Raw genomic sequence first — 13,171 nt, 5'->3', positions numbered from 1 at the left:
TAGTCTATTTTATCGTATTATCAATGTAGATGAATTAAAGGAGTGATGCCATTTATTATTAACCTATGAGTATGTCCCCCTCTTTTCGATGTTACATTTCTATTCTTCTTTCTATTCATTTTTCATTTGTTCTTTTTTTGACTACCCCTTACATTTTAACAGCATCCCCTTATTTCCCTATATCTTTCTTTTCTGCTTCTCTTAGCTCAGGACTGGTATTTATGACATCCATTATTAATAATACTATTTCTTTCGTTAGAGGTGTTACCATGAAATATTGGAAAAACTTACAATATGGTTTTACATTAATCGAGATGAACAGGGGTAATAACATATGATTATTACACTAAAGTTTACCCCTGTATTTTTCCTTATATGATGCTTGTTTCGTGTGATGCCAGGTGTTAAGGTCCTCATTAATTGGTACCTCAACCTCTACTGGAACGTCACCAATTTCAGCAATCATAATTATTTTATCGCTATACATTTTAGCAGTAGGGAATAAGCGACCAACTAATTGAGTTTGTTCTAATGCAGTTAGTTCGGTATCGAAGTCCTTTGCAACTTCTAAATACTGATAAATCATGTTGTAATTCCACTCGTTTTTCTTCAGTGTTGCTAATTTTGCTTCGAGCTGCCTTTGTCTCTTTTGCTGGAATTCCAATTCATTTTCTAAACTTTTTTGACGTTCTACTAATTTTTCTTTAGATAATTTAACGTCTGCATCTAAATATAAATCAAGTAGCTTGTCTATTTTTTCATGAAGTGTTTCAATGGACTTATTAATATCTTTTAGCTGAGCGGCAATCTCATCAACGTCGCTCTTTTTTGTTTCTAATTTTATATATTTTTTGGCCAGATCTTCACCAGATAGGATTTCCTTTATGGCTGCTGTTAAATTATATTCAAAACGAATAGTGTTAACAGAAATATCACATGTTGACCGATCACTTAATCGCATTTTACGTCCATGTTTAACATAATATACTGGGCTTTCCTTTAATCCGTTTTGCTGGATCCCGAGCTTCCTACCACAATGGCCACATGTTATTAAAGTTCTTCGTAATATGTGAACATCAGGTCTACGACGGCTGGTGACTTTAAATAGTTTCCCACGTTTAGTCCGCTCTTCTTGAATTAAATCATATGTTTCCCTGGTTCGAAGAGGAGGGTACATATCTTCAATCGTGATCACTTCACCATTCTCAAATTTCTTCTCCATCACACCATGGAAAGCTTTTGAAATTAGTCGTCGATGGACTAATGTCTGATTCCACATGGTGCCTGAGGGACTCTTTGATATTTCATTTAATCGATCTGCAATAGCTTTCATTCCTAGTTGATCTTCTAAATAGAGTTTATCGATATATGGGATTACCCACGCCCACTTGTCATCAATCGAATATTCCTTAGTTTCTTTACTGTACGTATAACCAATAGGTGTTTTTCCCCAAGGTTTACCTTCTCTCATCATTTGGCGTTTTCCGCGCATCATACGTCTAACAACCGATTTTTTCTCACGTCTGGCTATTAGGTTCTTTATATCTGAAATAAACTCTTGGTCCTCATTAGCAAGATCAGTAATGGATCCAGGTTCAGCGATCTTAACGTCATTTTCACGTAAAGTACTTTTTAAATATTCCCATCCGACAGTATCCAGTCGAGAGAGTCTATCCTGGTCAATACAAAGAACAACATCAATCCGTCCTTCTTCAACGTAATCAAGCAGCTGGTTAAGTCCTTTTTTATTTAACTTCCCACCAGACTCAACATCTTTAAATTCTCCAACAATGTGCCAATCTTGTTTATTAGCATAATTAGTAAGTTCAGATTGTTGAGCGGAAAGGGAATAGCGCTCCTCCTGGAGTTTAGTTGAAACACGAATGTATATCGCACATTTCATTAATTTTCACCTCAATTCTGTGTTGTTTTCCTATAGTTTTGAGGATTGATCAGTAATTCATATGATCTCTAATAACGGACAGTTGAAGTATTTCCTCAATATCTGAGACGAGAAATATGAATTGATCGATATCATGATAATCGCCTCCAAAATCACTGATTGTTCTTTTAACATGAGGAAGGTAAATGCCTATGGTGTTAGGCTTATCTATTCTCTTAGTTAAATCACCAAAGGTGATAGAGGCACTTAACGTGTCGTTATCAAAATCCTCAACTCCATGTATTTCAAAAGGAGCAACTATAGGTACATATAAGTATTCGGTATCCCAGTCGAGATTTCCAGAACCAAAATTTAGCACGTACCATAAGGGTACTTTTTCACCATCGTGATAATCGTAGTAAACTGTGGATTTCATTTGCATATCAGTTCCTTTTGTTGTTTTCTCGTTAAAGCTAATTTAACTAAACTCTTGGTTTCACTAGACCAGTTCGAGGTATCTGCTTTTCTTCTGTTTGAGACCATCTTTTTAACTAGCTCTTCGTGATAGTATTCTTGCATAATTCTTCGTTTAATTTGTTCAATTCTTTTAATGACTAAACTTTCAGGTAAAATAAATTCTTGAGCTAGTATCTTACTAAGAACAGACTCAGGAACGTCTTTATAGTCTACAACCATGTAGAAGGGGAGAGCTGCATAAAGTTGAAATTGTTCTGCTTGAATTTCTTGGTAATGATTAAAAAGGGGAGAGACCATCCTTTGATCGCCGACATGATTTAACGGATGTGCAATCTCATGAAAAAAATCGTATCTTTGCTTCCTTATGTCCTGTGAAGGGTTTAAGAACACAACAAAGTAATTCGTTTCATCATCGATCCACCTGGCATGAGAGCGTGTTTGTGTATATGCTATATCTCCACCTAGAATAGTTGCTACATTCCCCATATGTAGGTCTTCAACAGTGTGGATGCCATTTGCTTGGTATCTACTATAAATCGACTCTTCTAATGGAGTAGTTTTATATAGTTCTATGTTCATAGTATAATCACCTCATGAACAATTATACGTACGTATGTTCTGTTTGTAAATAAAAAGAAAAAGCCCAGATGTTGGTGGGCTTATATTTCATTACCTTTTAGCCAATTTATGGTCTCTTTTATCGTTTCATCATCAATTTGATTTGCTAGATTACTATTTAGTACTTCAGTTCTTAACATGTTCTTAACGCTGTAATCGTACATAAAGTCAATATGTAAAGATAACTCAGGTGAAATTTTCTTTAGATTTTTTTCGAAGCCGTAGACAGTTTTCCCCATTTTTCTAACTTCATTAGAGAACAGTGGGTCAGCTAAATTACATTCTTTATAGAAACTTATATAATTAGGATACCTACCTGTGAATTTGATATCTCCAGATGTTGCTATTGGAAAAGTATCATCTAATCGAACTGTACTACCGAAATGTTCACCAGGATAGCATTCTAAACATAAATTATAAAAATCAGTGGAGTTTTTTACTGATTCAAAACCTTCTATATGACATTCAAAAAAGATACTTCCTAAGTAAGAGTTTAATGAACCTCTTGAACCTCGAGAATAACTAACACTACTTTTATTTTTAGTTATATCTAAGCAAATTGAAGGTGTGTTTTGATTAAGAGGTTGTACAATACCCGAAAAAGCCATTGAGGAAAAATCATTTGCCGCAAGGTGCGCAGTTACATTCTCATCCAGTTTTGAGACTCTTCCCACTACTTCTACTCTTTGTTGGCTGTAGTTAATTGCATCTTCATCACTTATAATTAAAGGGATAGCTTTTGCACTGTTAGGAATAGTGAAATTGGGTTTACTTTTTCCGCCTAGATCCGAAGAATAAGTCAGTGTGTTTTCTCCAGTGTATATGAACGATTTGAAATCAGTAGGATATAAAAATGCTAAACGAAATTTTTCATTACCATTAGTTAATTTCATTTTTGGAACTTTACTAACAGGGAGTTGGAATGGCTCAAAGTTCATAGCGTAGACTAATTTCCCGTTTTTTATAGTTGGTTTTGGTGATTTAGGTAACGAGGTTACATAGGTTATGGGTCTATATAGGTGAGCATATTCTAATAATATCCCGTCAATTTTCACAAAATCCCCATAGTGAATTGTCTTCTTTTGTACACCATTAATTAGATCCTCTCTATTTTCGATAGGGATCGATGTCATTTTTTGAAATGTATCTTTAATACTTCTTGTTTCGTTGAATAAAAACTTTATATCTCTATAAGTTCTAATAGCGTATTGAAATAATTGTAATTTTGATAATAGTTTAATTTGTTGTTGTTCTTCCAAATGATACACATCCTTTTAGTAATGTGGTGATGTTATGATTGATGTCTATAAATTGTTAAGTGTATTAGGAAAACGTAATGAAATTTATCTTGATATTAAAGTAGTTTTACCTGAGTATGCTTATACCCTTGCAGATTTAATCCATTTTTTGGAAATGGGAAAAGGGAATATATTTAGGTCTAGGCTATTTGTAATCGATGGAGAAGTAATCCCAATTCTAAAAGCAATCGCAATCGATTATTTTGAAAATCCGACTCATTACGGGAAATATGAAAAATAGAAACATTCTATTAACAAAAGACACGCCCATACCAAACTGCGTACCTCGATGTCATTTAAATTTAATAGCACATTTAACTAATACTTTTTTCATTTTTAAGGCTTTTCATTAAAAGTAATAGGCGCTCAAATTCCTTATCATCCATTTGGTCTAACCTATTTAATTCATTTTTTATATATTCAATTGTAGGATCTTCTTTTTTCTCCTCACCATTAATGAAGTATGTAGCAATAGCTCCCGTCACCATTCCTATAAGTCCTATACCGAACATCATTAATAAAACAGCAATAACACGCCCTATACCCGTTGTTGGTGAAATGTCCCCATAACCGACTGTTGTAGCAGTTACGATTGACCACCACAAACCGTCAGTGTAGGTTTCCATAGAAGGCTCTACAATTGTGATAGGAATAGCACAAACTATGATTAACATAGAAGTGAAGATTAATACTTTATCCAAACCATTTGTTTTAAGGATCTCGAAAGCTGGCCTTGCATATTTTTTAACAATTATTCCGAAACGGACCACCCTATATAAACGTACGATCCTTGCTAATTGGAAAATAGCATCTAAAGGAATAATTGCTATAATATCAAATGGATTTTTCTTTATGTATGTAAGTTTATTTTTACTTCTTATTATGCGTACAGAAACATCAATAAAAAATATCAACCAAACTAAATGATTGAGCCAGGACATAGTATCAGTCCATATAAAAGTAACTGAAATTAGAGCAGCAAAAAACATAAGTAATTCATAAATAGAAGTAAATTTATTCTTATATTTCAAATTTTCCCCACCACCCATAAAAATAAAGACACGCCCCGTACAAGTTGCGTGCCTCATGTTAGTCTTTATTTTCTCTTCTGGCCTTCATTCTTCGGAATACCTCTAATGTTTCTTTCAAATATTCCTTTTCTTCCTCAGTGAGATCCTCAGCTCCACCCATAAAAGCTAGTCCTTCTTTTGGCTTATCTTCAAACTTCGGTTTATCGGACCTACCCAGGAGGTAGTCAGTGGTGACTTCAAAGAAATCGGCTATCTTTTGGAGGGTTTCAAAATCTGGTTGTCTTTTTCCATTTTCATAATTGGAATAAGTACTTCTAGGGATCCCTAACTTACTTGCGAAATCCGACTGAGTAAGTTTTTTGTCCGTTCTTAATTTAGCTAATCTATCTCCAAACAAAGCGATCCCTCCTCTTTCTTTCCTATATGTATATTATAACGTTTCAAAAAGAAGCATAAATATTTTTTTCAAAAAGAAGCAAAACAACATTGACATTCTTCAAATTGAAGCATAAAATAAAATTAACAAATTGCTTCGATATGAAGCGGAAAGGAGAACACAACATGAGACAATGGCTCATTGACAAGAGAGGTAATCTTAGCCAAGAATTTGTTGCTGCTGAGTCTGGCATCAGTAGAGGAGCATATTCGAACATTGAAAACGGAAAAAGAGATCCTAGTGTAACTGTCGCCAAGAATATTGGGAAAGTGTTAGGGTTCGATTGGACCATTTTTTTTGAAGATAAATGCTTCGAAACGGCTCATTACCAACCTGCGGCAAGTAATTCTTAGTTTTTACAATTAAATCGATTTGATAAGGGAGGTTGGAAACTTGGAGAAAGAACTATTACCCATTCCAGTAGAGATATTGGAAAAGCGGTCGATGATCCCTATGAAATTAGCGGAACTCTCCTACAACAATCCAGATAAAGCTATTGAGCTTTTAAGGGTCTGGGGAGAAAAGAGAATGCCGATTACACCATTATTTGATGAAATTATGGATCAGTTTGATCATCGTAAGGAGGCGTGATGAATGGAACAAACAATCGCAACTCGTAGAAGCAAATGGTTAATTGAAGATGTTTTAACGGAAATCGACTTTATACATTTGCACGGTCAATACGAGGATTATTTCACTATTGTTTCCCTAAAAAACTTTATGGAAATGCGAATCGGAAAGTACATTAATTATTTATTTGACGAAGAACCAGTGATGTTGAAGACTTCATACGAGTTGTTTTATGAAACATTCGAGATGTTAATGAAACTCGCTGAAAGCCTGGCATATGAAGAACAAAGAGTGAACAAAAAAGTATATAAAAAAGCTGTAAAAGAATTAATTTAATTCCTCTCAGGAGGAACTTCTTTTTAAACTATTTGCGAAATTTGAAGAACGAAAAATTGAATAAAAAATGAGGTTACTACATATGAACGTGGCTGAACATGTATTAACAGAAGATGTTGAGTTTGCTAAAAGGTTACACGGATGTTCAATTTACAGCTTAAATCGAGCCAAAATTGCGCTTGAAATGAAATGTGATTATCAAGAGGTTAATTATTGGATCAGTGAGTACCAAAAGTGTGAACGCGAGCTGCAGGAACTAACCGAGAAAAAACTACATCGCGATAAATTAGAACGACAACTTAAAAAAGTCTATGAAGATATGAAAACACTAGGAATTGATATTCAAATTGAGATTGTTAGGAGGAGTTTAAATGATTAATTGTAAACCATTAGCTCATTTAAAACACATTGAAATTGGTCAAATCATTCAGGCTATGCACTGTTATAGAGATAACTTAAAGCTTTCTGAAAGTTGCGTATTTGATATTTCATTTAAGAACATTTTAAACAATCATTGCTTAGCTAAAATGGATGGAATGCAAATGAAGTCAATCATCGATGCATTAAACTGGAGGGCTATGAAATTAATGTACTTAGGAGAGTATGAACGTTTTATTTACTATCGTTGTTTGAGTGGAAAGATAGTTTCGAGTTTAAAAGTTTTTCAAGAAGTAAACGGTCCGAAAATAAATAAAAATGCCGTTTGCACTCCGATACAAACGGCATAACCCAGAATGGTATGTTTCCCATTTATTATATTAGCACGTCGAGCAGGAGTCTTCAACTCTTGCCGATGAGACCACGACGGTCCTTTGACAAATTGTGCCCCCTACACGACTTGTTGCATCCTTCCTTAATCGTCGTGGTCTGATCGGTGCGAGTTAGCACTAGTACATAAAGAAAGAGGTGAAATTATGGAAGAACAAATCAACGAATTATGGATGCAAGGCAAGACGATTGATGAGATTGCTAGTGAGATAGGAATAACTCACAGTGCAGCAAAGAATAAGATTGCTAGATATCGAAAAAGAGAACCTGAAAAATGGCCTAGAAGACAAAAAATGCGAAAACGACCATACCACATTTACGAATGTGAAGATTGTACGTTGGTATTTGCAGTTGAGCAAGCGTTTGACAGTCAAGAGGATGTTTGTTGTCCTGTTTGCTGGAGTGATGACCAACTTCGAGATATTGGAGCTGGAGAAATGTAAAGGGAGGTAATTATTTTGTCAGACATAGTTGCTACACAACAAAGTTCATTATCGCTTATCGATAGTGTAGATATCAATTCAATACAAGAAACATTAACTAAGATTAATCAATTTCAATTAGTAGTCCAGAACACTCTAAAAGTAAATCATGATTTCGGGATTATCCCAGGCACAACGAAGCCAACTTTATTAAAGCCTGGAGCCGAAAAAATCCATATGTTGTTCGGTGTAACAAGTGAATATGATGTGGTCGAAAAAATTCAGGATTATGAAAAAGGTTTTTTTGCTTTCACTGTTCATTGTGTGATTGCGAAAGGGGGCCAAAAGATAACTGAGGGTGTAGGCCACTGTAATACTAAAGAAAAAAAGTATATTACTCAGGATCCGTATACTCTAGCTAACACTTGCTTGAAAATGGCCAAAAAGAGAGCTCAAATTGATGCAACTTTAACGCTTGCGAGTTTATCTGAAATTTTTACTCAAGATGTAGAGGATATGCAGGATTACTTAAAGACTGAGCAGATAGAGACAATGACCGCAGAAGATGCAGCTAAGAAGAAGCTGACATTCGGGAAATTTAAAGGTAAAACTCTTAAAGAAATTTATAAAGAGGACAAGCAGTATTTGGAATGGTTAGTGAAGCAGGATCGGACCGACGCAGTTATTAAAAAGGCAATTAACACGATGTTTGAAGCTGTAAAAAATCAAGATCAACCAAAAACTTCACCGAAACAAGAAAATTCCAATCAAATTGCATTCGAAGGTGAAGAAATCAATCTTAATGATGATGAATTACCATTTCCAGAATGATTTATAAAATACCAATTCCTCAATTTTACATCTGGTTGACTCAAGGTTATTCAAAACGTGGCCAAATGTTTAGGAGCTACGTTAAAGGATACCTTGCTAAGTCTTATCCAGATTTAAAGTTAGTAAAAATTAAAGGCATGATAGCAATTTGTGAAAGGTGTGAAGCATTTGAAGAATGGAAAAGCGCCCACCAAGAAGCAAAAAATCGCAATAAAAGACGTCGGTCTAAATCCAAATAACTGGTTAGTCTCGAAGAACCTCCAAGATGAGTTGTATATTGTGCATCGTGAGACTGGTAGATTGAAGGTCATTCCAGTTTGACGGAAGCTTTTTAGAGGAAGTTTGCGATGTATTTATTGGGGATAAGTTTGAATTTAATATACACATTCTTTTCACATGTGTATATAAAGGAGCACATTTCAAGTACAAACCAACTATTGTTATTTACTGAAAGGGGTGATTATGTGAAAGCTTTAGGAATTGTAAGACGTATTGATGAATTAGGTCGAGTGACAATCCCAATGGAAATCAGGAAAGAAAATGGTTGGGTGTCTGGTACTCCAATGGAGATGTTTGCAACAGAAGAAGGTTTTCTTGTTCGTGAATATAAGATTGGAAACGAGCAAAAGGAACTATTAAAAGCACTCAACGAAACCATGCTATATACACAGAATGACCAGGTGAAAGAACTTCTTTCAAAGACGATCAAGTTTATTACCAAGGGGTGATTAAGTGAACATTATCAAAAGAGAAGGGCAATTATTAGTGGATAGTCGTGAAGTAGCTGAGATGATTGGGAAACGCCATAAAGATTTATTGGAAAACATTCGAGGTTATATTAACCATTTAACAAGCGGAAAATTCCGCCCGTCGGACTTCTTTTTAGAAAGTACTTATGAAGATGCAAAAGGGGAGTTAAGACCTTGTTACTTACTAACTCGAAAAGGTTGTGACATGGTAGCTAATAAAATGACTGGAGAAAAAGGAGTCCTTTTCACAGCTGCTTATGTAACGAAGTTTGAAGAAATGGAAAAGCAACAACCAAAAGTATTATCGGAACGCGAACAACTGGTAGCGTCAATGAAATTAACTATAGAAACATCTGAGCAAGTCGAGCAACTCACATCAAAAGTTGAGGAAATAGAAACAAAGGTAAATGAACGAATTACGTTAGATCATGGTCAACAAACCGCTTTACATCACCAAATTAAAGTTCGAGTCGAAAGTATTTTCTCAGATTACGAGGAGCAATATACAAAAAATAAACTATATTCACAGCTCCATAGCCATTTAAGAAGAGCATTCCAGGCTCCTAAGTACATCTTTGTGAAGAGTAAAGACTTTGAGGATGCTATGCAGTGGGTGAAAGTATGGAGACCAATGATATAAAAAAAGCCTGATGCCGCAAACATCAAGGCCAAAACAAATTCAACTAATTCTAGTATATCACAAACGGGGGGAGTTATTCCCCTCATATGCTAAAGAAGGTGCTTTAAATGTCGGAAGTCAAATGGATTAAACTATCTACCCAAATGTTTGATGACGAAAAAATACGTTTGATCGAATCGATGCCCGAAGCGGATGCAATTTTAGTTATATGGATCAAGCTGTTAGCTCAAGCAGGGAAAACAAATGCTAGTGGCTACATATACCTAAATGAAAATATCCCATATACAGATGAAATGTTATCAACAATTTTTAACAGACCATTAAATACAGTTAGATTAGCCCTCAGTACTTTTGTACAGTTTGGAATGATCGAAATAAACGAAGATAAATTTATCTCTATTACGAACTGGGAGAAGCATCAAAACATACACGGGTTAGAGAAAATTAGAGAGCAAAACCGATTAAGAAAACAAAAGGAACGGCAAAGGAAATCATTATCACAAAGTAGTCACGTGACAGTCACGCAAGGTCACGCAACAGAAGAAGAATTAGAAGAAGATATAGAACTAGAAGAAGAAAGAGATAAAGAAAAAGATATACCTCCAGTTAATGAAATCGTAAATTACTTAAATGAAATTACAAAGAAAAACTATAGAGCGACTACTCCAAAGACCAAAACTTTAATTAACGCTCGATGGAATGAAGGATTTAGGTTAGATGATTTCAAGAGAGTTATAGATAGTAAATACTCTCAATGGAAAAACGACAAGAAAATGAACAACTACCTCAGGCCAGAAACACTATTTGGTACAAAGTTTGAGTCATACCTCAATGAAAAGGACGTGAATGGTCGTGCAACACATTCAACAGTCGATCCAAAAGACTATGACTTACCATTCTGATTACTGTAAGCAGCACAAGATAGAACATATCGTTTGGAATGATCAAAGTATATGTCCTCGTTGTTTTATAGAACAACAGGATCGTCAGCTGCAGGAACAAATTGAGGATCAATACAAACACGTTCAAAAGATGAAGAAGTACAACACTCTATACCACTCCAGTTTAGTAAGTGACTCAACTTTAGTAAAAGCGACCATTGAAAGTTTTGTTCCTTCATGCGAGGAAGAACAGAAAAATAAGAATATCGTTCTAGAGTGTATTAAACGCTACAAAGCTGGAGAGACATTCAACGTCATATTACAAGGGTTGCAAGGTACTGGTAAAAGCCATTTAGCCTACTCCATTTTAAAAGAAATCAATGAAACTACAAACTATAAAACATCATCATTGTTTATCAGTGTAGAGGAAATGCTCAGAAAAATTAGAGGTTCATTCCAGGATAAAGAAAGTAAGTACACTGAGAACTACTTTGTAGATCTTATGTCTGGAGTCGATTTTCTCGTATTAGATGACTTAGGTGCAGAAACAGGATCCATCGACACTGATAAAATGGCCACTGATTTTGTACAACGTGTACTTTATGCAATTGGGACCACACGGCAAGATAAATCAACCATCATCACGACAAACCTCTCCAGTAAAGCATTGTTCACCATGTACGACAGGAAACTAGTATCACGTCTTTTAAAAAATCCAAAGTATATCATTTTCAAAGAGTCCAAGGATAAACGAATTTCAAGTATTCCATTTTAGGAGTGAACGATTTGAACCAAGTTAATCAAATCATACCTGGAGTATATGTTGTTAAATCTTCAAAACGAAAAACAAAGGAAGAGATCGAGCGAGCAGAAGAACGCATGAAATTACTTCTCGATGAAATGAAATCCAAATTAAGCAAGGGAGTGGAGAAATGCAGTTAAGAAAAGCGGTACTTATTCAGGAACTGCAATTAAGTGGCCATTATATAGCTTTTGATGGTCGGTTACTTTCTCAACTGACATTAGACGAACTGGAAAGAGAGAAGGTGAAATTCATTGAAAGGGATGACAGACAAGGAAGCTAAGAGAATGAAGCAATCCATAGCTCTTATTGAAAAGAACTACATGCAACGCGAAAGAGATCAAACGTATTTTGCAAATGAAGACTTACGACATGATTGGTCATTACGTGAAGTTGAGGAAATTGAAAACCTTTGGAAAGAAGGTAAGCATATCACTAAAATTGCAAAGCTGTTTGATTGTGATCCAGACGAGGTATTTCTTTTGATCTTCGATAGAGCAAGGCATACCAAAGGTAAAGAAAAAGTCATGCTTAATTTTGGACAATTATTTATGAAGTAACTCTATAGGATGGTGACTTATGAAAATGAATCCACTCAATCCTTTGTACTTAAAAGGCTTCAATGATGGAGCGGAAGTAGGTAAAAGAGAAATGAAAGATGCAATGGTCGATCATTTTATTGAACGCCTAGAAAACCTTTATAAAGTACCTGGAATTGGAGAAAAAACCATACAGAAAATCATTAAAGCTCTTGATCTTCCAGTAGAAGAGGTGAAGAAATGAGCAAAGTTAAGTTCGATATGAATAATTTTAATCAGCAGTTAATAATTGCTGGATTAGCGGGACTAGTTGAAGACGAGGGACTTACAATGCATGAAGCATTTAAAGTTCTAGAAGAAATTAAAAAGAACACCTTTAGTGCATTAATGGAAATGTCGAAAGAGGTGAAGAAATGATTTTTACTGAGCGTGAAATTGATAGAGTAGTACAAAGTATTATAGATTTCCGTAAGAAATGGCGCGAAACACGTCACTTTAGAATTAAAGAAGAACAAAAAATCACGAACAAAAAGAAACGATCCCAACAAAAGAACTGGTCAAAGAGGAAGAAACGAAAATGACTAGAATTGAAGAATTATGTAATGAACACTACCCAAAGAATTGTGGAAATTGTCCAATGTTAGAGTTTTGTAAATACAATATTCCACCCAATATTAGTTGGGCTGAATACATCAAAATTAAGGAGGAATAGGTAATGAGTTTAAGTGAAGCAGATATCCAAACTAAACTTATCAATTGCAAGGAACAATACAAAATTGCAAAAGAGAACTATGAATTCGAGTACGCCTCATTGTTACTGGAGGATATTAAAAACCTTGAAAAAGAATTAAAACTTCATGTTGTGTAGTCGTCGATCGAAACGATTAAAGG

Annotated in this window: 26 protein-coding genes; 20 read left to right on the top strand and 6 right to left on the bottom strand. The window is 35.0% G+C overall.

The annotated features are described in order from the left end of the window. Positions 1-346: 346 nt before the first annotated feature. From BK574_RS12180 to BK574_RS12165, 4 genes are all read right to left on the bottom strand, one after another. The gene (locus BK574_RS12180; RefSeq protein WP_078428806.1) at positions 347-1,903 is read right to left on the bottom strand and encodes a recombinase family protein; all 1,557 of its coding nucleotides are present in this window, start codon (positions 1,901-1,903) and stop codon (positions 347-349) included. Between the two features lie 49 nt (positions 1,904-1,952). Then, positions 1,953-2,318: a hypothetical protein gene (locus BK574_RS12175; protein WP_158211640.1), complete on the bottom strand. Its 366-nt coding sequence runs from the start codon at positions 2,316-2,318 to the stop codon at positions 1,953-1,955. Further along, positions 2,315-2,938, bottom strand: coding sequence for an ImmA/IrrE family metallo-endopeptidase (locus BK574_RS12170; RefSeq protein ID WP_078428804.1), 624 nt, complete (start codon positions 2,936-2,938; stop codon positions 2,315-2,317). The genes BK574_RS12175 and BK574_RS12170 overlap by 4 nt, the downstream gene beginning before the upstream one ends. Before the next feature lie 80 nt (positions 2,939-3,018). Then, a complete protein-coding gene (locus BK574_RS12165) occupies positions 3,019-4,236 on the bottom strand; it encodes a hypothetical protein (protein ID WP_078428803.1) in 1,218 nt (405 codons plus the stop codon). Between the two features lie 34 nt (positions 4,237-4,270). Between BK574_RS12165 and BK574_RS12160 the strand changes: the two genes are divergently transcribed. Continuing rightward, positions 4,271-4,516: a hypothetical protein gene (locus BK574_RS12160; RefSeq protein WP_078428802.1), complete on the top strand. Its 246-nt coding sequence runs from the start codon at positions 4,271-4,273 to the stop codon at positions 4,514-4,516. Positions 4,517-4,589: 73 nt separating this feature from the next. On the opposite strand, the gene BK574_RS12155 is transcribed toward BK574_RS12160, so the two are convergent. Beyond that, entirely contained in the window at positions 4,590-5,363 is a 774-nt protein-coding gene (locus BK574_RS12155; protein WP_238458012.1) for a potassium channel family protein, read from the bottom strand. Position 5,364: 1 nt separating this feature from the next. Beyond that, positions 5,365-5,703, bottom strand: a complete 339-nt coding sequence (locus BK574_RS12150) for a helix-turn-helix domain-containing protein (RefSeq protein ID WP_142247960.1) — start codon at positions 5,701-5,703, stop codon at positions 5,365-5,367. Between the two features lie 164 nt (positions 5,704-5,867). Here BK574_RS12150 and BK574_RS12145 point away from each other — a divergent pair, with 164 nt between their 5' ends. The 19 genes from BK574_RS12145 to BK574_RS27515 all read left to right on the top strand — a co-directional run bounded on the left by BK574_RS12145 (position 5,868) and on the right by BK574_RS27515 (position 13,148). Next, positions 5,868-6,095: a helix-turn-helix transcriptional regulator gene (locus BK574_RS12145; RefSeq protein ID WP_078428800.1), complete on the top strand. Its 228-nt coding sequence runs from the start codon at positions 5,868-5,870 to the stop codon at positions 6,093-6,095. 40 nt (positions 6,096-6,135) lie between these two features. Further along, on the top strand, positions 6,136-6,333 hold the full coding sequence (locus BK574_RS12140; protein ID WP_078428799.1) for a hypothetical protein: 198 nt from the start codon (positions 6,136-6,138) through the stop codon (positions 6,331-6,333). Between the two features lie 3 nt (positions 6,334-6,336). Beyond that, positions 6,337-6,648: a hypothetical protein gene (locus tag BK574_RS12135; protein WP_078428798.1), complete on the top strand. Its 312-nt coding sequence runs from the start codon at positions 6,337-6,339 to the stop codon at positions 6,646-6,648. Between the two features lie 82 nt (positions 6,649-6,730). Continuing rightward, positions 6,731-7,027 (top strand): hypothetical protein, encoded by a 297-nt coding sequence (locus BK574_RS12130; RefSeq protein ID WP_078428797.1) that lies wholly within the window; start codon positions 6,731-6,733, stop codon positions 7,025-7,027. After that, positions 7,020-7,376 carry a hypothetical protein gene (locus tag BK574_RS12125; protein ID WP_078428796.1) on the top strand — a complete coding sequence of 119 codons (357 nt, stop codon included), beginning with the start codon at positions 7,020-7,022 and terminating at the stop codon, positions 7,374-7,376. Before BK574_RS12130 ends, BK574_RS12125 begins: the two co-directional genes overlap by 8 nt. Positions 7,377-7,562: 186 nt before the next feature. After that, positions 7,563-7,859, top strand: a complete 297-nt coding sequence (locus tag BK574_RS12120) for a helix-turn-helix transcriptional regulator (RefSeq protein ID WP_078428795.1) — start codon at positions 7,563-7,565, stop codon at positions 7,857-7,859. Between the two features lie 15 nt (positions 7,860-7,874). Next, on the top strand, positions 7,875-8,669 hold the full coding sequence (locus BK574_RS12115; protein WP_142247959.1) for an exodeoxyribonuclease X C-terminal domain-containing protein: 795 nt from the start codon (positions 7,875-7,877) through the stop codon (positions 8,667-8,669). 168 nt (positions 8,670-8,837) lie between these two features. Beyond that, on the top strand, positions 8,838-8,990 hold the full coding sequence (locus BK574_RS29225; RefSeq protein ID WP_420796993.1) for a DUF6906 family protein: 153 nt from the start codon (positions 8,838-8,840) through the stop codon (positions 8,988-8,990). Positions 8,991-9,133: 143 nt separating this feature from the next. Beyond that, entirely contained in the window at positions 9,134-9,397 is a 264-nt protein-coding gene (locus tag BK574_RS28005) for an AbrB/MazE/SpoVT family DNA-binding domain-containing protein (RefSeq protein WP_180320588.1), read from the top strand. A 4-nt stretch (positions 9,398-9,401) separates the two neighbouring features. Next, the gene (locus BK574_RS12100) at positions 9,402-10,058 is read left to right on the top strand and encodes a Rha family transcriptional regulator (RefSeq protein WP_078428792.1); all 657 of its coding nucleotides are present in this window, start codon (positions 9,402-9,404) and stop codon (positions 10,056-10,058) included. A 107-nt stretch (positions 10,059-10,165) separates the two neighbouring features. Then, on the top strand, positions 10,166-10,960 hold the full coding sequence (locus BK574_RS12095; RefSeq protein ID WP_078428791.1) for a phage replisome organizer N-terminal domain-containing protein: 795 nt from the start codon (positions 10,166-10,168) through the stop codon (positions 10,958-10,960). Beyond that, positions 10,911-11,714, top strand: coding sequence for an ATP-binding protein (locus BK574_RS12090; RefSeq protein WP_218970574.1), 804 nt, complete (start codon positions 10,911-10,913; stop codon positions 11,712-11,714). The genes BK574_RS12095 and BK574_RS12090 overlap by 50 nt, the downstream gene beginning before the upstream one ends. 11 nt (positions 11,715-11,725) lie before the next feature. Continuing rightward, positions 11,726-11,881, top strand: a complete 156-nt coding sequence (locus tag BK574_RS27525) for a hypothetical protein (RefSeq protein WP_158211639.1) — start codon at positions 11,726-11,728, stop codon at positions 11,879-11,881. Continuing rightward, positions 11,872-12,024 carry a Fur-regulated basic protein FbpA gene (fbpA, locus tag BK574_RS12085; protein WP_078428789.1) on the top strand — a complete coding sequence of 51 codons (153 nt, stop codon included), beginning with the start codon at positions 11,872-11,874 and terminating at the stop codon, positions 12,022-12,024. The genes BK574_RS27525 and fbpA overlap by 10 nt, the downstream gene beginning before the upstream one ends. 4 nt (positions 12,025-12,028) lie before the next feature. After that, the gene (locus BK574_RS12080; protein WP_078428788.1) at positions 12,029-12,301 is read left to right on the top strand and encodes a hypothetical protein; all 273 of its coding nucleotides are present in this window, start codon (positions 12,029-12,031) and stop codon (positions 12,299-12,301) included. 19 nt (positions 12,302-12,320) lie between these two features. Continuing rightward, positions 12,321-12,524: a helix-hairpin-helix domain-containing protein gene (locus tag BK574_RS12075; RefSeq protein ID WP_078428787.1), complete on the top strand. Its 204-nt coding sequence runs from the start codon at positions 12,321-12,323 to the stop codon at positions 12,522-12,524. Continuing rightward, the gene (locus BK574_RS27880; RefSeq protein ID WP_169917347.1) at positions 12,521-12,697 is read left to right on the top strand and encodes a hypothetical protein; all 177 of its coding nucleotides are present in this window, start codon (positions 12,521-12,523) and stop codon (positions 12,695-12,697) included. Before BK574_RS12075 ends, BK574_RS27880 begins: the two co-directional genes overlap by 4 nt. Then, entirely contained in the window at positions 12,694-12,861 is a 168-nt protein-coding gene (locus tag BK574_RS27520; protein WP_158211638.1) for a hypothetical protein, read from the top strand. Before BK574_RS27880 ends, BK574_RS27520 begins: the two co-directional genes overlap by 4 nt. Before the next feature lie 134 nt (positions 12,862-12,995). Then, positions 12,996-13,148 (top strand): hypothetical protein, encoded by a 153-nt coding sequence (locus BK574_RS27515; protein ID WP_158211637.1) that lies wholly within the window; start codon positions 12,996-12,998, stop codon positions 13,146-13,148. Positions 13,149-13,171: the final 23 nt, after the last annotated feature.

Origin of the sequence: Alkalihalobacterium alkalinitrilicum (assembly GCF_002019605.1) — a bacterium.
Classification (GTDB): Bacteria; Bacillota; Bacilli; order Bacillales; family Bacillaceae_F; genus Alkalihalobacterium; species Alkalihalobacterium alkalinitrilicum.
The sequence above is the reverse complement of the archived record's forward strand: the minus strand, read 5'-3'. Positions and strand labels throughout refer to the sequence as shown.